A 26,941-nucleotide genomic window follows, 5' to 3' on the forward strand; every position below is an offset into this window, starting at 1 on the left:
TAGGACATCACCCTCGGATAGATTAATCTAGGCCGGTTTTTTTGCCCGCCGCCGGAGCCTTTCCCCATGTCCATCCAAGAGATCCGCCATCCGCTGATCCGTCACAAACTTGGCCTTATGCGCCGTGCAGACATCAGCACCAAGAATTTCCGTGAGCTTGCTCAGGAAGTCGGTGCGCTGTTGACCTATGAAGCTACCAAAGATTTGCCGCTGGAAACCTACGATATCGAAGGTTGGTGCGGCACCGTGTCAGTCGAAAAAATCGCCGGCAAGAAGATCACTGTCGTGCCAATCCTGCGCGCCGGTATCGGCATGCTCGAAGGCGTGCTCAGCCTGATCCCGGGTGCCAAAGTCAGCGCTGTGGGCGTGGCCCGCAACGAGGAAACTCTGCAGGCGCACACCTATCTGGAAAAACTGGTTCCAGAGATCGACGAGCGTCTGGCAATGATCATCGACCCGATGCTCGCCACCGGCAGCTCGATGGTTGCGACCATCGACCTGCTGAAAAAGGCTGGCTGCAAGGAAATCCGCGCGATGGTGCTGGTTGCCGCGCCGGAAGGCATTGCTGCTGTCGAGAAGGCGCACCCGGACGTGAAAATCTACACCGCGTCCATCGACGAGAAGTTGAACGAGCACGGCTACATCATCCCTGGGCTTGGCGATGCCGGTGACAAGATTTTCGGCACCAAGCAGAAGGACGCGTAAGCATGCAACAAGAGTTCAACGATCCGCTCTGGCGTACGGTGCTGTCCGGCGCGCAGATGCTGTTCGTGGCTTTCGGCGCTTTGGTGCTGATGCCGCTGATCACGGGCCTGGACCCGAACGTGGCACTGTTTACCGCAGGTCTGGGCACGATTCTGTTCCAGATCGTCACCGGGCGTCAGGTGCCGGTGTTCCTTGCGTCGAGCTTCGCCTTCATCACGCCGATCATTCTCGCCAAGGGCCAGTTCGGCCTCGCGGCGACCATGGGCGGCGTGATGGCGGCCGGTTTCGTCTACACCTTCCTCGGCCTGGCCGTAAAGATCAAAGGCACCGGTTTCATTGACCGTCTGCTGCCGCCGGTAGTCATCGGCCCGGTGATCATCTCGATCGGTCTGGCCATGGCACCGATTGCCGCAAACATGGCGATGGGCAAGGCTGGCGACGGTTCCGAGCTGATTCCTTATCAGACCGCAATGCTGATCTCGATGCCGGCGCTGCTGACCACGTTGATCGTGGCGGTGTTCGGCAAAGGCATTTTCCGTCTGGTGCCGATCATCTCCGGCGTGCTGGTCGGGTTTGGCATGGCGTTCTATTTCGGCGTGGTCGACACCGCGAAGATAGCCGCTGCACCGTGGTTTGCGATCCCGCATTTCACCGCGCCGGAATTCAACTGGCAGGCGATTCTGTTCATCGTTCCGGTGGCGCTGGCCCCGGCCATCGAACACATCGGCGGTGTGATTGCAGTGGGTAGCGTGACTGGTCGTGACTATCTGAAGAAGCCAGGCCTGCACCGCACTCTGCTCGGTGACGGCATCGCCACCACAGCAGCCGGGCTGTTCGGTGGCCCGCCCAACACGACCTACGCGGAAGTGACGGGCGCGGTGATGCTGACCAAGAACTACAACCCGAAAATCATGACCTGGGCGGCGATCTTCGCCATCAGTCTGGCGTTCGTCGGCAAGTTCGGCGCGCTGCTGCAAAGCATTCCGGTGCCGGTGATGGGCGGGATTCTGTGCCTGTTGTTCGGCTCGATTGCGGCAGTGGGCATGAACACCCTGATCCGCCACAAGATCGATCTGGGCGAAGCGCGCAATCTGGTGATTGTTTCGGTGACGTTGGTGTTCGGGATTGGCGGTGTGCTGGTCGGCACCGGCACCGGGCCAGACGACTTCGGCCTCAAAGGCATCGCGCTGTGCGCGGTGGTGGCGATTGCGCTGAATCTGCTGCTGCCGGGCAATGACAGCTGGAAGCACAAGAAGGCGGATGAGCCACTGCTCTAAAGGCTGACACGATACCTGTGGCGAGGGGATTTATCCCCGTTCGGCTGCGAAGCAGTCGCAGATCTGGCGAACGCGGTATTCCTGTCACACCGCATCCGCAGGATTTAGGGCTGCTTCGCAGCCCAACGGGGATAAATCCCCTCGCCACAATTTGTTCTACACAGTGAGAGCTGTGTGTTTCCAGAATGTCTTACAGCGCCAACGGCGCTCGTTCGCACAGGGTCGCCAACGCCTTGGCCCATTGCCGGTCATCGTTCAGGCATGGCACCAGCAGCAACTCCTCGCCCCCGGCTTCGCGGAACTGCTCTTTACCGCGATCACCAATCTCCTCCAGCGTTTCGATGCAATCGGCAACGAACGCCGGGCACATCACCAGAATCTTCTTCACGCCGCTTTTCGCCAACTCATCCAGCCGCGCTTCGGTGTACGGTTCGATCCACTTCGCCCGGCCCAATCGCGACTGAAATGACACCGACCATTTGCCGTCCGCCAGCCCCATGCGCTCGGCGAACAACGCGGCTGTGCGCAGACACTGCGCGCGATAACAGGTGGCCAACACCGCCGGCGAAGCGTTCTTGCAGCAATCTTCATTCTTGAAGCAATGCTGCCCGGTGGGATCAAGCATGGTCAGATGCCGCTCGGGCAAGCCATGAAAACTCAGCAACAGGTGATCGTAATCCTGCTGCAAATGCGGCTTGGCGCTGGCGACCAATGCGTCGAGGTATTCCGGCTGATCGTAGAACGGCTGCAGGATCGACAGCTGCACGTCGAGTTTTTTCTCGCGCAGCACGCGTTTGGCTTCTTCGATCACCGTGGTCGTGGTGCTGTCGGCGAACTGTGGATAAAGCGGTGCGAGGGTGATTTTCTTGTGCCCCGCCGCGACCAGTTGCAGCAGGCGCGTTTCAATCGATGGCTCGCCGTAACGCATCGCCAATTCTACCGGGCCGTGCTTCCACTGCGCCTTCACTTGCTCTTGCAAGCGGCGGCTGAGCACCACCAGTGGCGAACCCTCCTCCCACCAGATCGAAGCGTAGGCATGCGCCGATTGCTCGGGGCGCTTGATCAGAATCAGCGATACCAGCAACCGTCGCACCGGCCATGGCAGGTCGATGACATACGGGTCCATCAGAAACTGATTGAGGTAGCTGCGCACATCGGCCACCGAGGTGGAGGCCGGCGAACCCAGGTTGACCAGTAGCAAGGCGTGATCGGTCATGCAACGTCCTATTTCAGAGGCGGCTGGAGAGGTCGTCCAGAGCCGCGCGTAATTCCGTGAAGCGGAAGCGGAATCCGGCTTCCAGCAAACGTGCCGGCAAGGCCTTTTGACCGCCGAGCAACAACAAAGACATTTCACCGAGCCCGACCTTCAGGGCCAGGGCCGGCATCGGCATGAACGCCGGGCGGTGCAGCACGCTACCCAGCGTCTTGGCAAATTCGCGATTGCGCACAGGTGTCGGCGCGCACGCATTATAAGGACCGATCGCCTGATCGCGGTGCAGAAGAAAATCAATCAAGGCGATTTGATCATCGATATGAATCCACGGCATCCATTGCCGCCCGTTACCCAAAGGCCCGCCCAGCGCGAGTTTGAATGGCAGCAACAACCGCGACAAAAAGCCGCCCTCGGCCGATAGCACCAGCCCGGTTCGCACGAGCACCACGCGCATGCCCAAGGCTTCGGCACGCTGGGCGGTCTCCTCCCAGGCGATGCACAACTGACTGGCGAAGTCGTCAATCACTGGCGGCGATTCTTCGGTCAACTCGCGCTCGCCGCCGTCGCCGTACCAACCAACTGCCGAACCGGAGATCAACAGCGCGGGTTTCTGCGCGCGTGTTTCCAGCCACGCCAGAAGAGTTTCCGTGAGCTTGATGCGGCTGCTCCACAACAACGCCTTGCGCCGATGCGTCCACGGCCGGTCGGCAATCGGTGCGCCGGCGAGGTTGACGATCGCATCCAGCGGCTCTTCGCCGAGGTCCTCCAGGCGCGCAATACCACGCACCTGCGCGCCACAGATCTGCGCGACTTTTTCCGGGCGACGACTCCACACCGTCAGCCGATGGCCCTGCCCCAGCCAGTGTCGGCAGAGCTGACGTCCGATCAATCCAGTACCGCCGGTCAGCAATATGTGCATGGCTTGTTCCTCGCGTGGCGTTTTCCGTCGATCCCTAGTCTATTTTTATAAGCAGGGATCTTTTCTATCGGGCAGGCTCTATTGTTTAACCATAGGCCAAGCTGTCAGAACGAGAATGCTGGAAGTTATACCAAAAAACAAAATTGTACAGGTTTCATCCACGGCGTAGTCTGTACAGAGAAAGGTAAACGAGGCCCCTATGACTGTACCTATCGCAATCATCGGCACCGGCATCGCCGGACTCTCCGCCGCCCAGGCGCTGACTGACGCCGGGCACATCGTGCAGCTGTTCGACAAAAGTCGCGGCAGCGGCGGACGCATGGCGAGCAAGCGCAGTGACGCCGGCTCGCTGGACATGGGCGCGCAGTACTTCACCGCGCGCGACCGGCGCTTCGTCACCGAGGTGCAGCGCTGGCAAAGTCAGGGCTGGGTCGCCGAGTGGACTCCGCAGCTCTACACCTGTCAGGGCGGGCAACTGAATTTGTCGCCGGACGAGCAGACGCGCTGGGTCGGCTCGCCGCGCATGAGTGCCATCACCCGTGGTTTGCTTGAGGGCCTGGAAGTGCACTTCGCTTGCCGGATCACCGAAGTCTATCGCGGCGAACAACACTGGCATCTGCAAGACGCCGAAGGGTTCACCCATGGCCCGTTCAGCCACGTTGTGATCGCCACACCAGCGCCGCAAGCCACCGCTTTGCTGGCCGCCGCACCGAAACTCGCCGGGGCCGCCGCCGGGGTGAAAATGGAGCCGACCTGGGCGGTCGCCCTTGCCTTCGACACCCCGCTGGATACGCCGATCGAAGGCTGCTTCGTGCAGGACAGCCCGCTCGACTGGCTGGCGCGCAACCGCAGTAAACCCGGGCGCGACCACACCCTCGACACTTGGGTGCTGCACGCTACCAGCGCCTGGAGTCGGCAACATATCGACCTGTCCAAGGAAGCGGTGATCGAGCAATTGCACGGCGCATTCGCCGAACTGCTGCACAGCGCCATGCCTGCGCCGAGCTTCAGCCTCGCCCATCGCTGGCTCTACGCCCGCCCGGCCAGCAGCCATGAATGGGGCACCTTGGCCGATGCCGATCTGGGCCTGTACGCCTGCGGCGACTGGTGCTTGTCTGGCCGTGTCGAAGGTGCGTGGCTGAGTGGCCAGGAAGCCGCGCGACGCTTGCATGAGCATTTGCAGTGAATCAGATCAATCCGCGTAAATTGCTGCTGTCGAAATGGACAGCAGCCCTCCCGAAAAACCGCGAAAAACATTTTCTGGTGACCGAGTTGTTCCGGGATGAGGAAGGCACGGTGTTGGAGATTGAGTTGCAGGCGGTGCTGACCAAGCGCAGTGAGCGCTTCGAATGGCAAGCGCTGCAGGACATTTCCCGGTGGAAAATGGGTTGGCTGTAAAATCCTCTGCAAAACTTGTACAAATGATTTGACTTGTACAGCCTTGAATCTATGCTAAAGCCATGTTGTACAGCGCGCACGCTCTGTACAGGTTCAGATTCGAGGTGCCCCGATGTCCGAGCAAACAGCCAAACCGAAAATCGCCATCAGCGCCTGCCTGATGGGCGCCGAAGTGCGCTTCAACGGCGGGCACAAGGAATCGCGGCTGTGCTCACGCACGCTGACTGAATATTTCGATTTCGCCCCCGTGTGCCCGGAAGTAGCCATTGGCCTGGGCACGCCCCGTGAGCCGATCCGCTTGATTGGTGACCCGCAGAATCCGCAAGCGGTTGGCACTGTCGATCGAGAAATCAACGTCACCCAACCGCTTGCCGACTATGGCCAGAAGATGGCCGTCGAGTTGAACGACATCTGCGGCTACATCTTCATGCAGCAATCGCCCTCCTGCGGGCTGGAGCGGGTCAAGGTCTACCACGCAAATGGCGCTCCGGTGAACGGCGGCGGGCGGGGCATTTACGCTCAGGCGTTCTGTGCGCAGCATCCCGACTTGCCGGTGGAAGAGGCCGGGCGCCTCAACGATCCCGTGCTGCGCGAGAACTTCATCACCCGCGTCCTCGCCTACAGCGACTGGCAGCAGGTGCTGACGCAGGGCCTGACGCGCCGCGCACTGATCGAATTCCACTCGCGCTACAAATACCTGCTGATGGCCAACAACCCGCTGCAGTACAAGGCGCTGGGCAAATTGCTCGGCAACATGGCGCTGAGCGATCCGCAAGAACTCGGCCCGCGCTACTTCAGCGAACTGATGGCGGCATTGAAAAAATGCGCCACGCGCGGCACTCACAGCAATGTGTTGCAGCACATCAGCGGCTACCTGAAACAGGCGATCAGCGCCGAAGACAAGGAAGAGGTGCAGCACGTGATTGGCCAGTACCGCCTCGGCATCGTGCCGCTGGTGGTGCCGCTGACGCTGCTCAAACATCACTTTCGCCAACACCCGGATCCGTACATCGCGCAACAGGTTTACCTGCAACCGCACCCGGAAAACCTCAGCCTGCGAAACGCCATTTAATGAACGTGAAACCCGACACCAGCGCCAGCGAAGACCTCGGCGCCGACTTCAAGAAAGCCCTCGACGAGGGCTGGCTGCCGATCCGCGAAGTCGCGCGGCAGACCGGCGTCAACGCCGTGACCCTGCGCGCCTGGGAGCGCCGTTATGGCCTGATCGTGCCGCAGCGCACGCCCAAGGGCCACCGCTTGTATTCGGCCGAACATGTGCAGCGCATTCAGGCGATTCTCACCTGGCTCAACCGTGGCGTGGCGGTGAGTCTGGTCAAGCCATTGCTCGACACTCCGCAAGCCGTCAGCGAACCGCTGGAAAACGACTGGCAGCCGCTGCGCCAGACTGCACTGGTCGCGGTCACCCAGCTCAATGAACGCGGCCTCGATGACAGCATCAATCAGGCGATGGCGCTGTATCCACCGCGCACTTTGTGCGAGCAGCTTTTGCTGCCATTGCTGGCCGAGCTCGAACAGCGCTGGCAAGGCCAGTTCGGCGGGCGCATGGAGCAAGTGTTTTTTTATTCCTGGCTGCGCAGCAAGTTCGGCGCACGCATCTACCATAACAACCGTCAGTTGCGTTCCGCGTCGCTGCTGTTGATCAATCATTCCGACCTGCCGCTGGAGCCGCAACTGTGGCTGACGGCGTGGCTGATCAGCAGCGCCGACTGCCCGGTGCAAGTGTTCGACTGGCCGCTGCCGGCCGGCGAGCTGGCGTTGGCCACCGATCACCTGCAAGCCCGTGGCGTACTGCTGTATTCCAGTAAAGCCATGAACCTGGCGCAATTGCCGAAACTATTCAACGGCGTCAGTTGCCCAAAAATCATTGCCGGACCAACGGTGTGCATCCACCACGCCGAGTTGTCCGCAAGAACTTCCGAGATCGCTGATGTGTACCTGGCCGAAGATCCATTGTCGGCGCATCAGGTGCTGGTTCAGCGTGGGCTGATTTGATGAATCGTGCAGAGAACAGCATGCAATTGATCTGGCTGCGCAGCGACCTGCGCCAACATGACAACACTGCCCTCGCGGCCGCCGCCGAGCGTGGCCCGAGCGTGGCTGTGTACCTGTTGAGCCCGAAGCAATGGCAAGAACATGACGATGCCCCATGCAAAGTCGACTTCTGGCTGCGCAACCTGAAAGAGCTGAGCAAAAGCCTCGGCGAGCTGAATATTCCGCTGCTGATCCGCACTGCTTCGCACTGGGATCAGGCGCCAGCGGTGCTGCTCGAACTCTGTCAGCAGTTGAAGATCGAGGCCGTGCACGTCAACGAGGAATACGGTATCCACGAAAGCCGTCGTGACGCTGCGGTGGCCGAAGCGCTGCAAGCCGAGGGCATCGCGTTCTTCAGCTATCTCGACCAATTGCTGTTCAAGCCCGGCAGCGTCCTGACCAAAACTGGCACTTACTTTCAGGTCTTCAGCCAGTTCCGCAAGGTCTGCTACGAGCGCTTGCATCGCTCGATGCCGGGGCTGATCAAGGCACCGTTCAAGCAATCGGCCCTGGATATCAAAAGCGACCCGGTGCCCGCCTCTGTCGAAGGTTTCCCAACGCCAAGCGAATCGCTGCAAGCGCTGTGGCCGGCAGGCGAAGCCGAAGCGCGGCGCCGGCTCGATACGTTCGCCGACGTGCAAATCGACTATTACAAAAACGAGCGCGATTTCCCCGCCAAACCGGGCACCAGTCAGCTCTCGGCGTATCTCGCCGCCGGTGTGGTTTCGCCGCGCCAATGCCTGCACACCGCGTTGCAAAGCAATCAGGGGGAGTTCGAAAGCGGCAAGGTTGGCGCGGTCACCTGGATCAATGAACTGCTGTGGCGCGAGTTCTACAAACACATTCTGGTGGGCTATCCACGGGTCTCGCGTCACCGAGCGTTTCGCCCGGAAACCGAAGCCCTCGCCTGGCGAGATGCACCGAAGGAGCTGGCCGCATGGCAAGAAGCGCGCACCGGCCTGCCGATCATCGACGCCGCCATGCGTCAGTTGCTTGAAACCGGCTGGATGCACAACCGTCTGCGGATGGTGGTGGCGATGTTCCTGACCAAGAACCTGCTGATCGACTGGCGTGAAGGCGAACGTTTTTTCATGCGTCACCTGATCGATGGCGACCTCGCTGCAAACAATGGCGGCTGGCAGTGGAGTTCTTCGACCGGCACCGATTCGGCGCCGTACTTCCGCATTTTCAATCCGCTAAGCCAGTCGGAAAAATTCGACAGCGAAGGCCTGTTCATCAAGCACTGGCTGCCGCAACTCGCCGGGCTGAACAAAAAGGATGTGCATAATCCGGCCAGCCTCGGCGGTTTGTTCGGCATTGCCGATTACCCCAAGCCGATCGTCGATCTGAGCAGCTCACGACAACGCGCGCTGACCGCGTTCAAGAACCTGCCAAGCCGACAGCCAGCCGGAGGTCATGATGAGTGAATTCCTGCAGCGCTTCGCCCGCCAGTTTGCCGAGTTGAACAAAGACAACTTGCATCGTCTGGGCGAGCTGTACAGCGAAGACATTCATTTCACCGATCCACTGCATGAAGTGCAGGGACTGGCGCATCTGCGCACTTATTTCGCCGAGTTGTACGCCAACGTCAGCGAGCTGCATTTCGATTACCACGGCTTCGACCAGATCAGTGAGGGCGAAGGCTACCTGCGCTGGGTCATGAGTTACCGTCATCCGCGATTGGCGGGTGGTCAGTCGATTCGCGTTGCAGGCTGCTCGCACCTGCTCTGGCGCGACAAGGTTTATCGGCACCGGGATTACTTTGATGCCGGGGCACTGCTCTATGAACATCTACCAGTATTGGGCCGGGTGATCGCCTGGCTGAAAAGGAGAATGGGATGAGTCGTATACCTCCACGGCGTTATTGGTTGACCGGTGCCAGCAGTGGCATCGGCGCGGCACTGGCTGAAGAAATCCTCAAGAGCGGCGCGCACCTGGCGGTGAGTTCGCGTCAGGTCGCACCGCTCAAAGTGTTATCGCAACGCTATCCGGGGCAAGTGCTGGTGGTGGCGGGCGATCTGACCAACAGTCAGACGGTGCGCGAAATCGGTCAACAGATCGCCGAAGACTGGGGCTCGCTGGACAGCGTGATCCTCAACGCCGGCACTTGCGAATACGTCGATGCCAAGCAGTTCGACGCTTCGATCATCGAACACGTGGTGCGCACCAATCTGCTCGCCAGCAGTTACTGCATCGAAGCCGCTCTGCCGTTGTTGCGCAAGGGTACTGCGCCACATCTGGTGGGCATGGCCAGCTCCGTGACTTACGTGCCGTTGCCGAGGGCGGAGGCCTACGGCGCGTCGAAAGCCGGGCTGCGCTATTTGTTCGAATCGTTGCGCATTGATCTGGCGGACGAGGGCATCGAAGTCACGGTGATCAGCCCGGGTTTCGTCGATACGCCGCTGACCGCCAAGAACGATTTTCCGATGCCGCTCAGTTGGCCTGTGGATAAAGCCGCGCGGCACATCTACGCCAGGCTCAAAGATCGACCGCTGGAAATCGCCTTCCCCGCGATGTTCATGGCAATGCTCTGGCCGCTGTCGAAAATGCCGTCGCGCGTGCAACTGGCGATCGGCAAGCGCATGGTGCGCAAAAATCCGCCGATGAGGGATCCAGCGTGAAGATCGCCATCGTCGGCAGCGGGATCGCCGGGTTGACCAGCGCCTACCTGCTCAATCGCCGACATGAAGTCACGGTGTTCGAGGCTGGCGACTGGGTCGGCGGCCACACCCACACGGTCGACGTGACGGTCGCAGGTCGCCAGTATGCGGTGGACACCGGTTTCATCGTGTTCAACGACTGGACGTACCCGAACTTCATTCGCCTGCTCGGGCAATTGGGCGTGCCGTTCAAAGCCACCGAAATGAGTTTTTCGGTGAACGATCCGGACAGCGGTCTGGAGTACAACGGCAACAACCTCAACAGCCTGTTCGCCCAGCGCAGCAATGTGTTTTCGCCAGGTTTCTGGGGCATGTTGCGCGACATTCTGCGTTTCAACAAAGAGGCGAAGCGTGACCTCGCCGAACAGCGCATCGCTGCCGACACCACTCTTGATGATTACCTGAAAGCTGGCGGCTACGGCGAGCGGTTTATCCTGCATTACATCGTGCCGATGGGCGCGGCGATCTGGTCGATGCCGATGGCCGAGATGCTCAATTTCCCGCTGCAGTTCTTCGTGCGTTTCTTCGAAAACCACGGCTTGCTCTCGGTGAATAACCGTCCGCAGTGGCGCGTGGTCGAGGGCGGCTCCAGCGCCTACATCGCGCCGCTGACTGCCTCCTTCAGTGAAAGAATTCGCCTGAATTGTCCGGTCAGCCGCGTCGATCGCGACGAGCATGGCGTGGGTATCCACAGCCCGGCCGGCATCGAGCGTTTTGACAAAGTGGTGTTCGCCTGCCACAGCGACCAGGCCTTGAAACTGCTCGGCGTGCCAAGCGATGCCGAGCGCGAAGTGCTCGGCGCCCTGCCCTACGCCGACAACGAAGTGGTGCTGCACACCGACACCAACCTGCTGCCCAAACGCAAACTGGCCTGGGCCAGCTGGAATTACCGCCTCAACGGCGCCGGCCACACCCACGCCGCTGTCACTTATGACATGAACATTTTGCAGGGCATTCACAGCGACACTACGTTCTGCGTCAGCCTCAACCAGAGTGCCGGCATCGAGTCGTCGAAAGTCCTCGCGCGCTTCACGTACGCGCATCCGCAGTTCAGCTTGCGTGCCGTCGTGGCGCAAAACCGCTGGGCCGAAATCGACGGTGCGCAGCACACGCATTATTGCGGCGCTTATTGGGCCAACGGCTTTCATGAGGATGGCGTGGTCAGCGCGTTGCGCGTCGCCGCTGCGTTCGGGGAGAGCCTGTGAACAGCGCCCTCTACAGTGGCTGGATCGCCCATCGGCGCTTCGCTCCGCGGCGACATGAGTTCCGCTACCGGATTGGTCTGCTGTATCTGGATCTGGCCGAGCAGGACGCCGTGTTCGGTTTGTCGCCGCTGGCCGGACACAGCCGTTTCGCGCCGTTCTCGTTTCGCGAAAGCGACTACCTGAAGACCTTCACCGGACAAGGCGTGCGCCTGATCGACGCGGTGCGCCAGCAGGTCGCGGCGGCTATCGGCCACGAACCGCAAGGCTCGATCTGCCTGCTGACCCAGGCGCGCAGTTGGGGCCTGGCGTTCAACCCGGTGAGTTTCTTCTACTGCCACGAGGCCGACGGGCAACTGGCGGCGATCCTCTGCGAAGTCAGCAACACGCCGTGGCGCGAGCGTTATCACTATGTGCTCCCCGCGCGGCAGGCGACTGAACTGGGGGATATGCATCAGCATTTCGCAGTGGCCAAGGCGTTTCATGTTTCGCCGTTCCTGCCACGCGATCTGGAATACCGCATGAGCTTCAGTCCCGCAGCGCAAAACCTCGGCGTACACATGGCCGACTGGCAGGGCGAATTCAAACTGTTCGACGCCACGCTGAAGCTGCAACGCGAACCGCTGGATCGAGCGCATCTGCACCGCTACATCCGGCGCTTTCCGTGGATGACCGCGAAGACTGCGCTGGCGATCTATTGGCAGGCGCTGCGCTTGCTGCTCAAACGCACACCGATTTTTTCTCATCAGGCTGCCGACGGCACCTTTCAAACTGCAACCGTGCTTCCCAAGGAACGCCACCATGAAAACTCCTAGCGTTTCGGTCAAAGCCAGCCTGTTCAGTGCCAACGGCCTGAGCGGATCGCTATTGCGCCGCGGCGTGTTACGCCAACTGGAGCAACTCAAACATGGACAACTGGTATTGATCGAAGACGGCGAACGGCAAGTCTTCGGTGCAGCGGGCAGCGCGTTGGTTGGCGAAATTCAGGTACACGATGCAGCCGTCTGGGGCATGGTCGCCGCCAGCGGTTCGATCGGCGCCGGCGAGGCGTTTATCCACGGTTACTGGAGCTCGCCGGACCTGACCGCCGTGGTGCGCGTGTTCGTGAGCAATCTGGAAGTGCTCGACGGCATGGAGGGCGGACTGGCGAAAATCGGTCGGCCGCTGGTGCGCAGTCTGCATTGGTTGAATCGCAATACACGCAAAGGCTCACAGAAAAACATCGCCGCGCATTACGACCTCGGCAACGATCTGTTCGAGCAGTTTCTCGACCCGACCATGATGTATTCCGCCGCGCAGTTCCTCAGCCCGGAAGACACTCTGGAACAGGCGCAACTGAACAAACTCGAACGAATCTGCCAGAAACTCGCGCTCAAGCCCGGCGATCACCTGCTGGAAATCGGCACCGGTTGGGGCAGCATGGCGCTGTATGCCGCGCAGAATTACGGCTGCAAAGTCACCACCACCACATTGTCGAAAGAGCAGTTCGCCTTCACCGCCGAACGCATCGAGCGCCTGGGTTTGCAGGATCAAGTGACGTTGCTGCTGACCGACTATCGCGACCTCACCGGCCAGTACGACAAACTGGTGTCGATCGAGATGATCGAAGCAGTCGGCCATCGCTTCCTGCCGACCTACTTCAAACAGTGCGCGCACCTGCTCAAAAGCAACGGCTTGATGCTGCTGCAAGCGATCACCATCCGCGATCAACGCTACGAGCAGGCGCGGCGCGGCGTGGATTTCATCCAGCGTTACATCTTTCCCGGCGGCGCCCTGCCCTGCGTGCAGAAGATGCTCGAGATCGTCAGCCGCGACACCGACATGAACCTGCTGCACATGGAAGACTTCGGCCTGCATTACGCCAAGACCCTGCGCTTATGGCGCGAAAACTTTCGGCAAGCACATGGGCGTTTGAGCGAATTGGGTTACGACGATTATTTCCTGCGGCTGTGGGAGTTTTACCTGTGCTATTGCGAGGGTGGATTCCTCGAACGCACGATCGGCACTGCGCAACTGCTGTTGGCGAAACCGGCGGCGATGCCGGCGCCGCTGCTCGGACGCTTCGATGCTTGAGCGGCTAGCGAATGCTGCACTGTTCCAGGTTGGCTGGTTCGCCTGCGTGCTCGGCGGCAATAGTCTGTGGTTGCTGGTGGCGTTGGCGGTGCTGGTGATTCATCTGCGCTGGATTGGCAGTTGGGCGGCGGAAGGTCGGCTGATTCTCAGCGTGGTCATCATTGGCATAGCGGTGGACAGTGTTTTGCGTAGTCTCGGGGTGTTCGAGTTCACGGATCTGTCGCCGCTGATTCCGTTGTGGCTGATGTTGCTCTGGGCCTTGCTGGCGACCACGCTGCGCCATTGTCTGCAATGGAGCGCGCGGCCATGGTGGCTGGCGAGTTTGCTTGGTGCGCTGGGTGGCGCTTTGTCGTATTACGCTGGCGGACGCTTGGCGGGAGTGCAGTTTCCCTACGGCGAAGTGCCGACGCTGATCGGCATCGGTTTGCTCTGGGCGTTGCTGTTTCCGTTGTTGCACAGCTTGGCTCGGCGCCTGAATGACGACGCAGCAAGCTGAACGCCTGTCAGGCCTTTCACACAGTTATCGACGACTGCCTTACACTGCCGCCCATGAAGACCATTCCCCTCCGGCAAATCGCCGAACCGGCAGTCACCTGCTCGACTTGCGCAGCCTGCTGCTGTCAGCTTGAAGTGATGTTGATCACCGACACCGGCGTGCCCGAGCGTTTTATCGACACCGACGACTGGGGGGGTGAGGTGATGTTGCGGCTGGACGACGGCTGGTGCGCGGCGCTGGATCGCGACACGATGATGTGCACGATCTACGAGAAACGTCCGCTGATCTGTCGCGAGTTCGAGATGGGCGCACCGGAATGTATCGAAGAACGCCAGGGTATCGCCACCGCTTACCGCTGATTAAAAGCAAAAGATCGTCCGATCGCGGCCCGAGCCTTCGGCAGCTCCTACAGGTTGTACATCAATCCCATGTAGGAGCTGCCGCAGGCTGCGATCGTTTGATCTGGCTTACAACGGCATCGTGTAATGCAGTGCGTAACTTTCCACGCCGTCGTTACTGCTACTCAGACCGGCGTTGGAATAGTGCGTCGCACGAATCCCGACTTCATGCCCGCCAGCGAATCGCAGACCAAAGCCCAGGCGATCTTCAAACTGGAAAGAGCCGCCGATGTTGTTGCTCTCGTATTTGGTGTTGGAAAAGAACGCCGCGCCGATACCCGCCTCGACGTACGGTTTGACCGACTCACCGGCAAACTCGTAAACAAACACCGGGGAGAACGACAGGCTGTTGTTGCTCGAAGTCTTGTCACCTTCCCAATAGGTGTAAGCGCCACTCCAGTAACCGGTCACACGGCCGACGTCGCTCTGCAGCCAGCTCTTGTCCCAGTCGAATTGCATGCCCAGGCGATAGGTCATGGTCGAATCGCTGGTCGCGCCAACTCCGAATTCAACGCCTGCAGCTTGTGCGGTATAGCTGTGCCCCAATAATGCGGCCGCAATCGCGGCCAAGCAAAATAGTCGCTTCACTTCAAAACTTCCTTTTCCGGAACGATCGTTTGGTTTTCTGGATAACTGCGCTATAGAAGCCCGCGCCTGTTTAGAAGTTCAGATGAGTTTTCAGTTATTTCACATTTTTTTTACAAATCGAAGCGTTGCACTTCGTTTGCGGTTTGGCCCAACAGCGGCAGGACATTTTTCAAGTACTGGGGATCGGCACTGGTCCAGAATCTGACCGATCGGTTCGGTCCTTCAGCCAGCAGATTTCGTTCCGCCAGAAGACGCTGAAGTTGCCGCGCTACAGCGGCGCCGGTGTCGATCAGACTGATGTCATCGGCGATCATGCTTCTGAGCATCGGCTTGAGAAACGGATAGTGCGTGCAGCCGAGAATGATCGTGTCGCAACCGGCAGCCAGCAGCGGTGCGACGTAACCGTGCAGCAACTGGCGCAACTCGGCGCTGTGCAGATCGCCGCTTTCGATCAGCTCGACCAGCCCCGGGCACGGCTGGGTGATCACCCGCACATCGGTGGCAAAACGATCGAGTAGCGCGGCGAACTTGGCGCTCTGCAATGTACCTGTGGTGGCGAGCACGCCAACCACACCACTGCGCGTGGCAGCCGCCGCCGGTTTGACCGCAGGCTCCATGCCGACAATCGGCCATTCGGGATAATCGCGGCGCAGATCGGCAACGCCTGCGACGGTCGCAGTGTTGCAGGCCAGCACCAACGCCTTGGCGCCCTGCTCGCGGAAAAACCCGGCCATCACGCTGCAACGCTGGCGGATGAACTCTGGCGTTTTCTCGCCGTAAGGAATATGCCCGCAATCGCCGAAGTACAGCAGCGACTCGTTGGGTAACAGGCGCTGGATTTCGGCCAATACCGACAAGCCGCCGACGCCGGAGTCGAATACGCCGATCGGCGCCTCACGCATGGCGCGAGCCACAGACTGCGCAGCCCGGATCGCGCTTGACCCGCAGCTCGCGGAAACGCGAACCCAGCGCATCGATCAGCAACAAGCGGCCGACCAATGGCTCACCGAAACCGACCAGCATCTTTAAAGCTTCCAGTGCTTGCAGACTGCCGACCAGACCAACGAGCGGCCCGACCACGCCGGCTTCGCTGCACGTCAGTTCGGCTTCGCTGCCATGCCCGTACAGACAGTGGTAGCACGGGCTTTCGGGGCGACGCGGATCGAACACCGACAACTGGCCTTCGAGGCGAATCGCCGCGCCGCTGACCAGAGGTTTGACCGCCGCGACGCAAGCCGCATTGACCGCTTCGCGCGTTGAGAAATTGTCCGAACAGTCGAGCACCAGATCCACCGCCGCCACGGCCGCGGCGAGGGAGTCCTCGTCCAGCGCCTGACGATGCGGCACCAGCAGAATTTCCGGATTGGTCGCGCTGAGGCGTTTGAGCGCCGAATCGACCTTGCTCATGCCGACGCTGTCGGTGTCGTGGATGATCTGGCGTTGCAGATTGGTCAGATCGACCGTGTCGAAATCCGCCAGATGCAATTCACCGACACCCGCCGCCGCCAGATACAACGCGACTGGCGCGCCGAGCCCGCCGAGGCCGACGATCAATACTCGGCTGGCCTTGAGCTGTAACTGGCCGTCGATGTCGACGTGTTGCAGCAGAATCTGCCGGCTGTAGCGCAATAATTCCTGATCACTCAGCACGGCAGGCGCCCCAGGCTGATCCGTTGATGGCCGCCCAGATCGGTGCGGCTGTGGATATCTGCGAAACCGTGGGCCTGCAACAGATCGCGCACGGCCTCGGCTTGATCATAGCCGTGTTCAAGCATCAGCCAGCCGCCGGCCTCAAGATGTGCCGGCGCCTGGGCGACGATCAGACGCAGATCGTCGAGCCCGTCGATACCGGCGACCAGCGCACTTTCGGGTTCGAAACGCACATCGCCTTCGACCAGATGCGGATCGCTGGAACGAATGTATGGCGGGTTGCTGATGATCAGTTGAAAACGCTGGCCTTCGACGGCGCTGAACCAGTGACTGCTCAACACTTTGACGTTGTTCAAGTGCAGACGCTGACGATTACGTTCGGCGAGGGCCACGGCTTCAAGCACGCGATCCACCGCAGTCACTTGCCAGGCCGGACGCTCGCTGGCCAACGCCAGAGCAATCGCGCCGCTGCCGGTGCCCAGATCGAGCACTTTGGCCGGGGTTGCCGGGAGCAATTCCAGCGCAGCTTCCACCAGTAATTCGGTGTCCGGACGCGGGATCAAGGTGTGCGGCGCGACGTCCAGATCCAGCTTCCAGAAACCCTGCTGACCGAGAATGTAAGCCACCGGCTCGCCAGCGCGACGGCGTTGCAGGTACTGAGCAAAGATCAGCGCGGCCTCGGACGGCACGATGCGCTCGGGCCAGGTGTGCAGAAAACTGCGTGACTTGCCCAACGCAGCAGCGAGGAGCAACTCAGCATCCAGACGCGCGGTCGGCGAATCCGGCAGTTCGGCGGCGCGCAACAGGCTGGCGATGATGGTCATTTACTCACCTATCGCTGCGAGTTGATCGGCCTGGTATTCGGCGAGCAACGGCTCGATCACTGCGTCGATGCCACCGGCGAGGATTTCGTCGAGGGAGTACAGGGTCAGATTGACGCGGTGGTCAGTGACCCGGCCCTGAGCAAAATTGTAGGTGCGGATACGCTCGGAACGGTCGCCGGAACCCACCAGCAACTTACGCTCGCTGGCGATCGCGTTAGCCGCGGCTGCGGTCTGTTGATCGTTGAGCTTGGCCGACAGCCACGCCATCGCCCGTGCACGGTTCTTGTGCTGGGAACGTTCTTCCTGGCACTCGACGACGGTGCCGGTCGGCAAGTGCGTGATGCGGATCGCCGAGTCGGTCGTGTTGACGTGCTGACCACCAGACCCGGAGGAGCGGTAAGTGTCGACGCGCAAATCCGCCGGGTTGATCTCGATGGTTTCCCGCTCGTCCGGCTCGGGCAACACCGCCACGGTGCACGCGGAGGTGTGGATGCGGCCTTGGGATTCGGTCGCGGGCACACGCTGCACGCGATGCGCGCCGGATTCGAACTTCAGCTTGCCGTAAACGTTGTCGCCTTCAACGCGGGCGATGACTTCTTTGTAGCCGCCGTGTTCGCCTTCGTTTGCCGACAGGATCTCGACGCGCCAGCCACGCCGCTCGGCGTAACGCGAGTACATGCGGAACAAATCGCCGGAGAAGATCGCCGCCTCGTCGCCACCGGTGCCGGCGCGGATTTCGAGGAACACGTTGCGCCCGTCGTTGGGGTCCTTGGGCAGCAGCATGCGTTGCAGACTGGCTTCGATTTCGATCAGTTGTTCTTTGGTCTCGCGGACTTCTTCCACGGCCATTTCACGCATGTCCGGGTCGCCGTCCTTGAGCAGCGCCTGGGCACCTTCCAGATCGGTCTGGACCCGGAGCAGCTGTTTATAGGCTGCGACGACCGGCTCGAGTTCGGCGTATTCCTTGGAATAGGCGCGGAACTTGGTCTGATCGGAAATGACTTCGCCGTCGCCAAGCAGCGCGGTCAGTTCCTCGAAACGGTCCTGGAGGATGTCCAGCTTATTGAGCAGTGACGCTTTCATTGCGGTTTTTTATCCGAAAAGCTATCCGGTGAGCCCTCGAGGGCAAAGAGTTCCTGGGCCATGGCCAGCGCATCGAGGCGGCCTTCGGCAGAAAGCTTTTTCAACTGCACGCTCGGGGCGTGCAGGAGTTTATTGGTCAGGCCACGCGCCAGTTGCACCAGCACATCTTCGGCGTTGCCGCCGTTGGCCAGCAGGCGCAGGGCTTTTTGCAATTCTTCGTCACGCAGGCGTTCGCTTTGCTGACGATAAGCCTTGAGCACATCGACCGCCGCCAACTCGCGCAGGCGCACCATGAAATCATCGGCGCCGGTGGCGACCATTTCTTCGGCGGCCTGGGCAGCGCCCTGACGGCTTTTGAGGTTCTCGGCGACCACTTCGTGCAGATCATCGACGCTATACAGGTAAACGTCGTCGAGTTCGCCGACTTCCGGCTCGATATCCCGAGGCACGGCGATGTCGACCATGAAGATCGGCTTGTGCTTGCGCAGCTTCAGCGCACTCTCCACCGCGCCCTTGCCGAGAATCGGCAACTGGCTGGCGGTGGAGCTGATGACGATGTCGCTGCGCACCAGCTCAGCGGGGATGTCCGAGAGCAACACGGCGTGCGCGCCGAACTGCTCGGCGAGCAGACTGGCGCGCTCCAGCGTGCGGTTGGCGACGACGATGCGTTTGACCCCCAGCTCATGCAGATGGCGGGCGACCAGAGTGATGGTCTCGCCAGCGCCGATCAACAAGGCCTGACTGCGTTGCAGGTCGCTGAAAATCTGCTTGGCCAGGCTGACAGCGGCAAACGCCACCGATACCGGGTTTTCGCCGATGGCGGTGTCGGTGCGCACTTGCTTGGCGGCGTTGAACGTCGCTTGAAACAGGCGCCCGAGCAACGGGCCGATGGTGCCGGCCTCGCGTGCTACGGCGTAGGCGGATTTCATCTGGCCGAGGATCTGCGGTTCGCCGAGCACCAGCGAGTCGAGCCCGGAGGCGACGCGCATCATGTGACGAACTGCCGCATCCTCTTCATGCACATAAGCACTCGCGCGCAGCTCTTCGAGGCTTAAATGATGATAATCGGCGAGCCAGCGCAGCACCACGTCCGAGGACAGGTGATCCTGTTCTATATAAAGCTCGCTGCGATTGCAGGTGGAAAGGATCGCAGCTTCGCGGCTGTCGGTGAGTCGGCAGAGTTGCTGCAACGCCTCCACCAGCTGCTCAGGGGTAAACGCCACGCGCTCGCGGACGTCTACAGAAGCAGTCTTGTGGTTGATACCGAGTGCGAGGAAGGCCATTCAAGGTCGCTGATGGTGACGTGAAGCCGGCAATTGTCCTACTTCGCCAGATTCAGAACAACCACCGCTGACTATTGTCCCAATTGCTTACCCCTATAAAGGGCACAATCGAGTCTCGGTTATGTTTGGCCGAAGGCTTGTGTCATGATGATCCGACCGCAGGTTAGTCGTCCTCTTCCTATATGAATAGATCCTCCGCGTTGCTCCTTGCTTTTGTCTTCCTCAGCGGCTGCCAGGCCTTGGCTCCCGTGTCGCAGGACAGTGCCTCACCGGCCGAAGACACTACGCCAGCCCCCGAAAAGCCCAAGGTTTACAGTTCGTTCAGCGAGGAAACAGTCTTTAGCCTGTTGAGCGCTGAACTGGCCGGCCAGCGCAATCGTTTCGACATTGCCCTGGATAACTACGTGACCCAGGCCATCAATACCCAGGATCCGGGCGTCTCCGAGCGCGCGTTCCGCATTGCCGAGTACCTCGGCGCGGATCAGCCAGCGCTGGATACCGCCTTGATCTGGGCGAGAAATGCGCCTGACGACCTCGAAGCGCAACGCGCCGCCGCCGTGCAACTGGCACGCGCCGGGCGTTACGACGACTCGATGGTCTACATGGAGAAAGTCCTGCAGGGCAAGGGCGACACGCATTTCGATTTCCTTGCGCTGTCGGCTGCCGACACCGATCAGGAAACCCGCGACGGTCTGATGAAAAGTTTTGACCGTTTGTTGCAGCGCCACCCGAACAATAATCAGCTGATTTTCGGTAAAGCCTTGCTGTTGCAACAGAATGGCGACACCAAAGGTGCGCTGTCCCTGCTTGAAGACAACCCTCCGGAAGACGGCGAAATCGCCCCGATCCTGCTACGCGCGCGTCTGCTGCAAGGTCTGAACCGAGGCGACGAAGCGCTGCCGCTGTTGCAGAAAAGCATCAAAAAATACCCGGACGACAAACGTCTGCGCCTGACTTACGCGCGGATGCTGGTCGAACAGGACCGCATGGACGACGCCAAAGTCGAGTTCTCCACGCTGGTGCAGCAATACCCGGAAGACGACGAACTGCGTTACTCGCTGGCGCTGGTGTGCCTGGAAGGCAAGGCCTGGGACGAGGCCAAGGGTTATCTGGAAGATCTGATCGCCCGCGAAAGCCACGTCGATTCTGCTCACTTGAACCTCGGTCGCATCGCCGAAGAACGCAACGACCCGCAGGGCGCACTGATCGAGTACGCCCAGGTCGGCCCCGGCAACGACTATCTGCCGGCGCAATTGCGTCAGGCGGACATTCTGATGAGCAACGGCAAAGCCGCCGAAGCCCAGAGCAAACTGGCTGCCGAACGCGACGAGCAGCCGGATTACGCGATTCAGTTGTATCTGATCGAAGCCGAAAGCCTGTCCGCCAATAATCAAGGCGACAAGGCCTGGAAAGTCCTGCAGCAAGCGTTGCTGCAATATCCGGACGACCTGAACCTGCTTTACACCCGCGCAATGCTGGCGGAAAAACGCAATGACCTGGCGCAGATGGAAAAAGATCTGCGCCTGATCATCAAGCGTGACCCGGACAACGCCATGGCGCTCAACGCTTTGGGCTACACCCTGTCCGACCGCACCACACGCTACGCTGAAGCCAAGGCCCTGATCGAACAGGCCCACCAGATCAATCCTGAAGACCCGGCGGTTCTCGACAGCCTTGGCTGGGTGAATTACCGCTTGGGCAATCTGGAAGACGCCGAGAAATACCTGCGTCAGGCGCTCGAGCGTTTCCCTGACCACGAAGTCGCCGCTCACCTCGGTGAAGTGCTGTGGACCAAGGGTAAGCAGCGCGAAGCCAAGCAAATCTGGGGCAAGTTCCTCAAGGACCAGCCCGACAGCACCATTCTGCGCAGCACCATCAAGCGCCTGACCGGATCCGAGACTCTATAACTCATGTTTTTGCGCCACGTTATTGTTTTCAGCTTCATCGCCCTGCTCGCCGGTTGTGCGGGTTTCGGCGCACGCGAATCGGTCGAGGGCCACGGCAACCCGGCGCAGTGGAACGTGCACAAACAGCAACTGAGCAGCCTTGATGGCTGGCAGATCGACGGCAAGATCGGCATCCGCGCACCGAAAGATTCCGGCAGCGGCACGCTGTTCTGGCTGCAACGTCAGGACTATTACGACATCCGCCTGTCCGGCCCGCTGGGTCGTGGCGCGGCACGCTTGACCGGGCGCCCGGGCGCCGTCTCGCTGGAAGTGGCCAATCAGGGTCGCTACGAAGCGCCGACTCCGGAAGTCCTGCTCGAAGAACAACTTGGCTGGAAACTGCCGGTGTCGCACCTGGCCTGGTGGGTGCGCGGCTTGCCAGCACCCGAGAGCAAAAGCCGTCTGACCCTGGATGCTGACAGCCGTCTGGCCAATCTGGATCAGGATGGCTGGCAGGTTGAATACCTCAGCTATGCCGAACAGAACGGCTACTGGCTGCCCGAGCGGATCAAACTGCATGGTTCGGATCTGGACGTGACGCTGGTGATCAAGAACTGGCAACCGCGCAAACTGGGGCAATAACCCATGACCGCTCCACGCCTGACGCTGCCTTCGCCGGCCAAACTCAACCTGATGCTGCATATTCTCGGTCGCCGTGAAGACGGTTATCACGAGTTGCAGACAATTTTTCAGTTCCTCGATTACGGCGATGAAATCACCTTCGCCGTGCGCGATGACGGCGTGATTCGGCTGCACACCGAATTTGCCGGCGTGCCGCACGACAGCAACCTGATCGTGTGTGCAGCGAAAAAACTTCAGGAACAATCCGGCTGTGCACTCGGGATTGATATCTGGATCGACAAGATCCTGCCCATGGGCGGCGGCATTGGTGGTGGCAGCTCGAATGCGGCGACCACTTTGCTCGGCCTCAACCATTTGTGGCAACTCGGTTGGGATGAGGATCGGCTGGCGACACTGGGCCTTTCGCTCGGCGCAGACGTCCCGGTGTTCGTGCGCGGCCACGCGGCATTTGCCGAAGGCGTGGGCGAAAAACTCACCCCGGTCGAACCCGCAGAACCGTGGTATGTCGTGCTCGTTCCGCAAGTCTCTGTAAGTACGGCAGAAATTTTTTCAGATCCATTGTTGACACGTAACACGCCGCCCATTAAAGTGCGCCCCGTTCCCGAGGGAAACAGTCGTAATGACTGCTTGCCGGTGGTATCGAGGCGTTACCCAGAAGTACGTAACGCGTTGAATTTGTTAGGTAATTTTACCGAAGCGAAACTCACCGGAACTGGAAGTTGTGTGTTTGGGGGCTTCCCAAGCAAAGCTGAAGCTGATAAAGTCTCGGCCCTTCTGACAGAGACCCTTACAGGGTTTGTAGCAAAGGGAAGCAACATTTCGATGTTGCATCGCAAGCTGCAAAGTCTGCTCTAAAGGAACCAAGTGCTCGGCACTTGCAAGCAACAGATACAGGGGCGTCGCCAAGCGGTAAGGCAGCAGGTTTTGATCCTGCCATGCGTTGGTTCGAATCCAGCCGCCCCTGCCATTTTCCATACTCATCCAGGTTACCCTCAGCCTCTAGGTACTGCGCGTGTCCAAGATGATGGTCTTTACGGGGAACGCTAACCCCGATCTGGCTCGACGTGTCGTACGTCAGCTGCATATCCCTCTCGGTGACATCTCTGTCGGCAAGTTTTCCGACGGCGAAATTACTGCCGAGATCAATGAAAACGTTCGCGGTAAAGACGTTTTCATTATTCAGCCGACTTGCGCTCCGACCAACGATAACCTGATGGAACTGGTAGTGATGGCTGATGCCTTCCGCCGCTCCTCGGCTACTCGTATTACTGCTGTTATTCCTTATTTTGGTTATGCCCGTCAGGATCGCCGTCCGCGTTCCGCACGTGTGGCTATCAGCGCGAAAGTCGTTGCTGACATGCTTACCGTAGTCGGCATCGACCGTGTTCTCACGGTTGATCTGCATGCTGACCAGATTCAGGGTTTCTTCGATATTCCGGTAGATAACATCTACGGCTCCCCGGTTCTGGTGGATGACATTGAAGATCAGCGCTTCGAAAACCTGATGATCGTTTCCCCGGACATTGGTGGCGTCGTGCGTGCACGTGCTGTTGCCAAATCCCTGGGCGTGGATCTCGGAATCATCGACAAACGCCGTGAAAAAGCCAATCACTCTGAAGTGATGCATATCATTGGTGATGTCGAAGGGCGTACCTGCATTCTGGTTGATGACATGGTCGATACCGCCGGCACTCTGTGCCACGCGGCGAAGGCCCTGAAAGAGCATGGCGCAGCCAAGGTCTTTGCCTATTGCACACACCCTGTGCTGTCGGGTCGGGCCATCGAGAATATCGAAAATTCCGTGCTGGACGAGCTGGTGGTGACTAACACCATCCCGCTGTCCGCTGCAGCACAAGCCTGTGCGCGTATCCGTCAACTGGATATCGCACCGGTAGTTGCCGAAGCGGTTCGCCGCATCAGCAATGAAGAATCGATCAGCGCGATGTTCCGCTAAGGGCCCTGCCCTTCTCGAAATGTCTCGTTGACGAAAAGCGCCCCGCCCCGGCATTTCTGCCGGGGCGGGGCTTTTTTGCCCATACCGTGTTTGGCGCTGGTCGCAAACGCCGCTCGGTCATGGCTATTTTGGAGATACAACATGAACGATTTTACTCTGAATGCTGAACTGCGTTCCGACCTGGGGAAAGGTGCGAGCCGCCGCCTGCGTCGTCTCGCAAGCCTGGTTCCAGCTGTAGTTTACGGTGGCGACAAAGCCCCTGAATCCATCAGCATGCTGGCCAAAGAAGTTGCCAAACTGCTCGAAAACGATGCTGCTTACAGCCACGTTATCGAACTGAACGTTGGCGGCACCAAGCAGAACGTCATCATCAAAGCTCTGCAACGTCACCCAGCTAAAGGCCACGTGCTGCACGCTGACTTCGTACGCGTTGTAGCGGGTCAGAAACTGACCGCTATCGTGCCAGTTCACTTCGTTGGTGAAGAAGCTCCGATCAAGAAAGGCGGCGAAATCTCGCACGTTCTGAACGAAATCGAAGTGACCTGCCTGCCGAAAGATCTGCCTGAGTTCATCGAAGTCGACCTGTCGGCTCTGGAAATCGGCGCGATCGTTCACCTGTCCGACCTCAAAGCCCCTAAAGGCGTTGAGTTCGTTGCACTGGCTCACGGTGACGACAAAGCTGTTGCAAACGTACACGCTCCACGCGTTGCTCCAGAAGCTGAAGAAGGCGCTGCAGAGTAATTCACTCTGTATTGCCGGAGCTTGAGGAAACATCGCGGACCGAAACGTAGCGAGAAAGCGGGCGATAACGCGGCGTTTACTCTTGAGTAAATGAAGTTTTTCGTCCACTTTCGCCGCACTCGCTGACGGCGATGTTATCCACAACTCCAAAGGAAGGGCCCCTATCGTGACTGCCATCAAACTGATCGTTGGCCTGGGAAATCCAGGCGCTGAATACGAACAGACCCGGCATAACGCAGGGGCCCTTTTTGTTGAGCGCATCGCCCACGCGCAAGGTGTGAACCTTGTGGCCGATCGCAAATATTTCGGCCTGACCGGACGCTATTCGCATCAGGGTCAGGATGTTCGTCTGCTGATTCCCACCACGTACATGAACCGTAGCGGCCAGGCCGTGGCGGCGCTTGCCGGTTTCTTCCGCATCACGCCTGAAGAAATCCTCGTGGCGCACGACGAACTCGATCTGCCTCCGGGCGTTGCCAAGCTCAAGCAGGGCGGCGGTCATGGCGGTCACAACGGGTTGCGCGACATCATTGCGCAACTGGGCAATCAGAATACGTTTTACCGCCTGCGGCTTGGCATCGGCCACCCGGGCGTCGCCAGTATGGTTTCAAATTTCGTCCTGGGTCGTGCGCCACGCGCCGAACAGGAAAAACTCGATGCCAGCATCGACTTTGCCCTCGGCGTGCTGCCGGATATCCTCGCCGGTGAATGGAACCGCGCGATGAAAAACCTGCACAGCCAGAAGGCCTGACTTTTACCCGAAGGGGAAGCACCATGGGATTCAATTGCGGCATCGTCGGCCTGCCTAACGTCGGCAAGTCCACCCTGTTCAACGCCCTGACCAAATCCGGGATCGCGGCCGAGAACTTCCCCTTCTGCACCATCGAGCCGAACAGCGGTATCGTGCCGATGCCGGATTCGCGTCTGGAAGCCTTGGCTGCCATCGTCAATCCGAAGCGCATCCTGCCGACCACCATGGAATTCGTCGACATCGCGGGCCTGGTTGCCGGCGCCTCGAAAGGTGAAGGCCTGGGCAACAAGTTCCTCGCCAACATCCGCGAAACCGACGCTATCGCTCACGTCGTGCGCTGCTTCGAAGACGAGAACGTGATCCACGTTTCGAACAGCGTCGACCCGAAACGCGACATCGAAATCATCGACCTGGAACTGATCTTCGCCGACCTCGACAGCTGCGAGAAGCAACTGCAGAAAGTCGCGCGCAACGCCAAGGGTGGCGACAAGGACGCCGTGGTTCAGAAAGCGCTGCTCGAGCAACTGATCGCGCATTTCACCGAAGGCAAGCCGGCACGCAGCCTGATGAAGAACATGAGCACCGACGAAAAAGCGGTGATCAAGGGCTTCCACCTGCTGACCACCAAACCGGTCATGTACATCGCCAACGTGGCTGAAGACGGCTTCGAGAACAACCCGCTGCTCGACGTGGTCAAGGCCATCGCCGAAGAAGAAGGCGCGATCGTTGTGCCGGTCTGCAACAAGATCGAAGCGGAAATCGCCGAGCTGGATGACGGCGAAGAGAAAGACATGTTCCTCGAGGCTCTGGGCCTGGAAGAGCCTGGCCTGAACCGCGTGATCCGCGCCGGCTACGAAATGCTGCACCTGCAGACCTACTTCACCGCCGGTGTCGAAGAAGTCCGCGCCTGGACCGTCAAAGTCGGTGCCACCGCACCTCAGGCTGCCGGCGTGATCCACACCGACTTCGAGAAAGGCTTCATCCGCGCTGAAGTAATCGCGTATGACGACTTCATCCAGTACAAGGGCGAAGCCGGCACCAAAGAAGCCGGTAAATGGCGTCTGGAAGGCAAGGACTACATCGTCAAAGACGGCGACGTGATGCACTTCCGTTTCAACGTCTAAAAGCTGCACCCATGAAAAAGCC

At 59.8% G+C, this 26,941-nt stretch carries 29 protein-coding genes and 1 tRNA gene; 22 read left to right on the plus strand and 8 right to left on the minus strand.

The window, feature by feature from the left end; all coding sequences use genetic code 11:
* The first annotated feature begins 66 nt into the window (after positions 1-66).
* Complete coding sequence (gene upp / locus ACOI8A_RS26115; protein ID WP_420650778.1) at positions 67-705, plus strand: uracil phosphoribosyltransferase; 639 nt, start codon at positions 67-69, stop codon at positions 703-705.
* 2 nt (positions 706-707) lie between these two features.
* The gene (locus tag ACOI8A_RS26120; RefSeq protein ID WP_420650779.1) at positions 708-1,982 is read left to right on the plus strand and encodes a uracil-xanthine permease family protein; all 1,275 of its coding nucleotides are present in this window, start codon (positions 708-710) and stop codon (positions 1,980-1,982) included.
* Positions 1,983-2,172: 190 nt separating this feature from the next.
* On the opposite strand, the gene hemH is transcribed toward ACOI8A_RS26120, so the two are convergent.
* Both hemH and ACOI8A_RS26130 read right to left on the minus strand, forming a co-directional pair.
* Positions 2,173-3,198 carry a ferrochelatase gene (gene hemH, locus ACOI8A_RS26125; RefSeq protein ID WP_420650780.1) on the minus strand — a complete coding sequence of 342 codons (1,026 nt, stop codon included), beginning with the start codon at positions 3,196-3,198 and terminating at the stop codon, positions 2,173-2,175.
* A 13-nt stretch (positions 3,199-3,211) separates the two neighbouring features.
* Entirely contained in the window at positions 3,212-4,114 is a 903-nt protein-coding gene (locus ACOI8A_RS26130; protein WP_420650781.1) for a TIGR01777 family oxidoreductase, read from the minus strand.
* A gap of 199 nt (positions 4,115-4,313) precedes the next feature.
* Between ACOI8A_RS26130 and ACOI8A_RS26135 the strand changes: the two genes are divergently transcribed.
* From ACOI8A_RS26135 to ACOI8A_RS26190, 12 genes are all read left to right on the plus strand, one after another.
* The gene (locus tag ACOI8A_RS26135) at positions 4,314-5,300 is read left to right on the plus strand and encodes an NAD(P)/FAD-dependent oxidoreductase (protein WP_420650782.1); all 987 of its coding nucleotides are present in this window, start codon (positions 4,314-4,316) and stop codon (positions 5,298-5,300) included.
* A complete protein-coding gene (locus ACOI8A_RS26140; RefSeq protein WP_420650783.1) occupies positions 5,297-5,512 on the plus strand; it encodes a TIGR02450 family Trp-rich protein in 216 nt (71 codons plus the stop codon). The genes ACOI8A_RS26135 and ACOI8A_RS26140 overlap by 4 nt, the downstream gene beginning before the upstream one ends.
* A gap of 112 nt (positions 5,513-5,624) precedes the next feature.
* On the plus strand, positions 5,625-6,584 hold the full coding sequence (locus tag ACOI8A_RS26145; protein ID WP_420650784.1) for a YbgA family protein: 960 nt from the start codon (positions 5,625-5,627) through the stop codon (positions 6,582-6,584).
* Positions 6,584-7,525, plus strand: a complete 942-nt coding sequence (locus ACOI8A_RS26150; protein WP_420650785.1) for a MerR family transcriptional regulator — start codon at positions 6,584-6,586, stop codon at positions 7,523-7,525. Before ACOI8A_RS26145 ends, ACOI8A_RS26150 begins: the two co-directional genes overlap by 1 nt.
* Positions 7,526-7,545: 20 nt before the next feature.
* Positions 7,546-8,991 (plus strand): deoxyribodipyrimidine photo-lyase, encoded by a 1,446-nt coding sequence (gene phrB, locus ACOI8A_RS26155; protein WP_420650786.1) that lies wholly within the window; start codon positions 7,546-7,548, stop codon positions 8,989-8,991.
* The gene (locus tag ACOI8A_RS26160) at positions 8,984-9,406 is read left to right on the plus strand and encodes a nuclear transport factor 2 family protein (protein ID WP_420650787.1); all 423 of its coding nucleotides are present in this window, start codon (positions 8,984-8,986) and stop codon (positions 9,404-9,406) included. Before phrB ends, ACOI8A_RS26160 begins: the two co-directional genes overlap by 8 nt.
* A complete protein-coding gene (locus ACOI8A_RS26165; protein WP_420650788.1) occupies positions 9,403-10,185 on the plus strand; it encodes an SDR family NAD(P)-dependent oxidoreductase in 783 nt (260 codons plus the stop codon). The genes ACOI8A_RS26160 and ACOI8A_RS26165 overlap by 4 nt, the downstream gene beginning before the upstream one ends.
* Positions 10,182-11,429 carry an NAD(P)/FAD-dependent oxidoreductase gene (locus ACOI8A_RS26170; RefSeq protein WP_420650789.1) on the plus strand — a complete coding sequence of 416 codons (1,248 nt, stop codon included), beginning with the start codon at positions 10,182-10,184 and terminating at the stop codon, positions 11,427-11,429. Before ACOI8A_RS26165 ends, ACOI8A_RS26170 begins: the two co-directional genes overlap by 4 nt.
* Positions 11,426-12,241, plus strand: a complete 816-nt coding sequence (locus ACOI8A_RS26175; RefSeq protein WP_420650790.1) for a DUF1365 domain-containing protein — start codon at positions 11,426-11,428, stop codon at positions 12,239-12,241. Before ACOI8A_RS26170 ends, ACOI8A_RS26175 begins: the two co-directional genes overlap by 4 nt.
* The gene (locus ACOI8A_RS26180) at positions 12,228-13,499 is read left to right on the plus strand and encodes a class I SAM-dependent methyltransferase (protein ID WP_420650791.1); all 1,272 of its coding nucleotides are present in this window, start codon (positions 12,228-12,230) and stop codon (positions 13,497-13,499) included. Before ACOI8A_RS26175 ends, ACOI8A_RS26180 begins: the two co-directional genes overlap by 14 nt.
* Positions 13,492-13,995, plus strand: coding sequence for a DUF2878 domain-containing protein (locus tag ACOI8A_RS26185; RefSeq protein ID WP_420650792.1), 504 nt, complete (start codon positions 13,492-13,494; stop codon positions 13,993-13,995). Before ACOI8A_RS26180 ends, ACOI8A_RS26185 begins: the two co-directional genes overlap by 8 nt.
* Positions 13,996-14,048: 53 nt before the next feature.
* The gene (locus ACOI8A_RS26190; RefSeq protein ID WP_420650793.1) at positions 14,049-14,354 is read left to right on the plus strand and encodes a YkgJ family cysteine cluster protein; all 306 of its coding nucleotides are present in this window, start codon (positions 14,049-14,051) and stop codon (positions 14,352-14,354) included.
* Positions 14,355-14,462: 108 nt separating this feature from the next.
* Here ACOI8A_RS26190 and ACOI8A_RS26195 read toward each other — a convergent pair whose 3' ends face one another.
* From ACOI8A_RS26195 to hemA, 6 genes are all read right to left on the minus strand, one after another.
* Positions 14,463-14,981: an acyloxyacyl hydrolase gene (locus ACOI8A_RS26195; protein ID WP_420650794.1), complete on the minus strand. Its 519-nt coding sequence runs from the start codon at positions 14,979-14,981 to the stop codon at positions 14,463-14,465.
* Between the two features lie 110 nt (positions 14,982-15,091).
* Complete coding sequence (gene murI, locus ACOI8A_RS26200) at positions 15,092-15,883, minus strand: glutamate racemase (protein WP_420650795.1); 792 nt, start codon at positions 15,881-15,883, stop codon at positions 15,092-15,094.
* Complete coding sequence (locus ACOI8A_RS26205) at positions 15,876-16,631, minus strand: molybdopterin-synthase adenylyltransferase MoeB (RefSeq protein WP_420650796.1); 756 nt, start codon at positions 16,629-16,631, stop codon at positions 15,876-15,878. The genes murI and ACOI8A_RS26205 overlap by 8 nt, the downstream gene beginning before the upstream one ends.
* Positions 16,625-17,455: a peptide chain release factor N(5)-glutamine methyltransferase gene (gene prmC / locus ACOI8A_RS26210; RefSeq protein ID WP_420650797.1), complete on the minus strand. Its 831-nt coding sequence runs from the start codon at positions 17,453-17,455 to the stop codon at positions 16,625-16,627. Before prmC ends, ACOI8A_RS26205 begins: the two co-directional genes overlap by 7 nt.
* Positions 17,456-18,538, minus strand: coding sequence for a peptide chain release factor 1 (gene prfA / locus ACOI8A_RS26215; RefSeq protein ID WP_420650798.1), 1,083 nt, complete (start codon positions 18,536-18,538; stop codon positions 17,456-17,458).
* A complete protein-coding gene (gene hemA / locus ACOI8A_RS26220; RefSeq protein WP_420650799.1) occupies positions 18,535-19,821 on the minus strand; it encodes a glutamyl-tRNA reductase in 1,287 nt (428 codons plus the stop codon). Before hemA ends, prfA begins: the two co-directional genes overlap by 4 nt.
* Before the next feature lie 182 nt (positions 19,822-20,003).
* Between hemA and ACOI8A_RS26225 the strand changes: the two genes are divergently transcribed.
* From ACOI8A_RS26225 to ychF, 8 genes are all read left to right on the plus strand, one after another.
* Positions 20,004-21,728 (plus strand): tetratricopeptide repeat protein, encoded by a 1,725-nt coding sequence (locus ACOI8A_RS26225; RefSeq protein ID WP_420650800.1) that lies wholly within the window; start codon positions 20,004-20,006, stop codon positions 21,726-21,728.
* Positions 21,729-21,731: 3 nt separating this feature from the next.
* Positions 21,732-22,349: a lipoprotein insertase outer membrane protein LolB gene (lolB, locus tag ACOI8A_RS26230; protein ID WP_420650801.1), complete on the plus strand. Its 618-nt coding sequence runs from the start codon at positions 21,732-21,734 to the stop codon at positions 22,347-22,349.
* Positions 22,350-22,352: 3 nt separating this feature from the next.
* Positions 22,353-23,204, plus strand: a complete 852-nt coding sequence (ispE, locus tag ACOI8A_RS26235; protein ID WP_420650802.1) for a 4-(cytidine 5'-diphospho)-2-C-methyl-D-erythritol kinase — start codon at positions 22,353-22,355, stop codon at positions 23,202-23,204.
* Between the two features lie 37 nt (positions 23,205-23,241).
* Positions 23,242-23,316: transfer RNA gene (locus ACOI8A_RS26240), tRNA-Gln, on the plus strand.
* Between the two features lie 45 nt (positions 23,317-23,361).
* Complete coding sequence (locus ACOI8A_RS26245; protein WP_003171603.1) at positions 23,362-24,303, plus strand: ribose-phosphate pyrophosphokinase; 942 nt, start codon at positions 23,362-23,364, stop codon at positions 24,301-24,303.
* Between the two features lie 141 nt (positions 24,304-24,444).
* The gene (locus ACOI8A_RS26250) at positions 24,445-25,044 is read left to right on the plus strand and encodes a 50S ribosomal protein L25/general stress protein Ctc (protein WP_420650803.1); all 600 of its coding nucleotides are present in this window, start codon (positions 24,445-24,447) and stop codon (positions 25,042-25,044) included.
* 166 nt (positions 25,045-25,210) lie between these two features.
* Positions 25,211-25,795: an aminoacyl-tRNA hydrolase gene (gene pth, locus ACOI8A_RS26255; protein ID WP_420650804.1), complete on the plus strand. Its 585-nt coding sequence runs from the start codon at positions 25,211-25,213 to the stop codon at positions 25,793-25,795.
* Positions 25,796-25,818: 23 nt separating this feature from the next.
* A complete protein-coding gene (ychF, locus tag ACOI8A_RS26260) occupies positions 25,819-26,919 on the plus strand; it encodes a redox-regulated ATPase YchF (RefSeq protein WP_420650805.1) in 1,101 nt (366 codons plus the stop codon).
* The last annotated feature ends 22 nt before the right edge of the window (positions 26,920-26,941 follow it).

Source organism: Pseudomonas sp. P4795, from assembly GCF_048822895.1.
Lineage (GTDB): Bacteria > Pseudomonadota > Gammaproteobacteria > Pseudomonadales > Pseudomonadaceae > Aquipseudomonas.

Coding starts and splice junctions, on each gene's coding strand:
- ACOI8A_RS26145 (WP_420650784.1), top strand. CDS start 5,625: ATGTCCGAGCAAACAGCCAAACCGAAAATCGCCATCAGCGCCTGCCTG.
- prmC (WP_420650797.1), bottom strand. CDS start 17,455: ATGACCATCATCGCCAGCCTGTTGCGCGCCGCCGAACTGCCGGATTCG.
- ACOI8A_RS26185 (WP_420650792.1), top strand. CDS start 13,492: ATGCTTGAGCGGCTAGCGAATGCTGCACTGTTCCAGGTTGGCTGGTTC.
- hemA (WP_420650799.1), bottom strand. CDS start 19,821: ATGGCCTTCCTCGCACTCGGTATCAACCACAAGACTGCTTCTGTAGAC.
- ACOI8A_RS26180 (WP_420650791.1), top strand. CDS start 12,228: ATGAAAACTCCTAGCGTTTCGGTCAAAGCCAGCCTGTTCAGTGCCAAC.
- prfA (WP_420650798.1), bottom strand. CDS start 18,538: ATGAAAGCGTCACTGCTCAATAAGCTGGACATCCTCCAGGACCGTTTC.
- ACOI8A_RS26160 (WP_420650787.1), top strand. CDS start 8,984: ATGAGTGAATTCCTGCAGCGCTTCGCCCGCCAGTTTGCCGAGTTGAAC.
- ACOI8A_RS26135 (WP_420650782.1), top strand. CDS start 4,314: ATGACTGTACCTATCGCAATCATCGGCACCGGCATCGCCGGACTCTCC.
- ACOI8A_RS26130 (WP_420650781.1), bottom strand. CDS start 4,114: ATGCACATATTGCTGACCGGCGGTACTGGATTGATCGGACGTCAGCTC.
- ACOI8A_RS26225 (WP_420650800.1), top strand. CDS start 20,004: ATGAATAGATCCTCCGCGTTGCTCCTTGCTTTTGTCTTCCTCAGCGGC.
- phrB (WP_420650786.1), top strand. CDS start 7,546: ATGCAATTGATCTGGCTGCGCAGCGACCTGCGCCAACATGACAACACT.
- murI (WP_420650795.1), bottom strand. CDS start 15,883: ATGCGTGAGGCGCCGATCGGCGTATTCGACTCCGGCGTCGGCGGCTTG.
- lolB (WP_420650801.1), top strand. CDS start 21,732: ATGTTTTTGCGCCACGTTATTGTTTTCAGCTTCATCGCCCTGCTCGCC.
- ACOI8A_RS26150 (WP_420650785.1), top strand. CDS start 6,584: ATGAACGTGAAACCCGACACCAGCGCCAGCGAAGACCTCGGCGCCGAC.
- ACOI8A_RS26250 (WP_420650803.1), top strand. CDS start 24,445: ATGAACGATTTTACTCTGAATGCTGAACTGCGTTCCGACCTGGGGAAA.
- ychF (WP_420650805.1), top strand. CDS start 25,819: ATGGGATTCAATTGCGGCATCGTCGGCCTGCCTAACGTCGGCAAGTCC.
- ispE (WP_420650802.1), top strand. CDS start 22,353: ATGACCGCTCCACGCCTGACGCTGCCTTCGCCGGCCAAACTCAACCTG.
- hemH (WP_420650780.1), bottom strand. CDS start 3,198: ATGACCGATCACGCCTTGCTACTGGTCAACCTGGGTTCGCCGGCCTCC.
- ACOI8A_RS26190 (WP_420650793.1), top strand. CDS start 14,049: ATGAAGACCATTCCCCTCCGGCAAATCGCCGAACCGGCAGTCACCTGC.
- ACOI8A_RS26120 (WP_420650779.1), top strand. CDS start 708: ATGCAACAAGAGTTCAACGATCCGCTCTGGCGTACGGTGCTGTCCGGC.
- ACOI8A_RS26165 (WP_420650788.1), top strand. CDS start 9,403: ATGAGTCGTATACCTCCACGGCGTTATTGGTTGACCGGTGCCAGCAGT.
- upp (WP_420650778.1), top strand. CDS start 67: ATGTCCATCCAAGAGATCCGCCATCCGCTGATCCGTCACAAACTTGGC.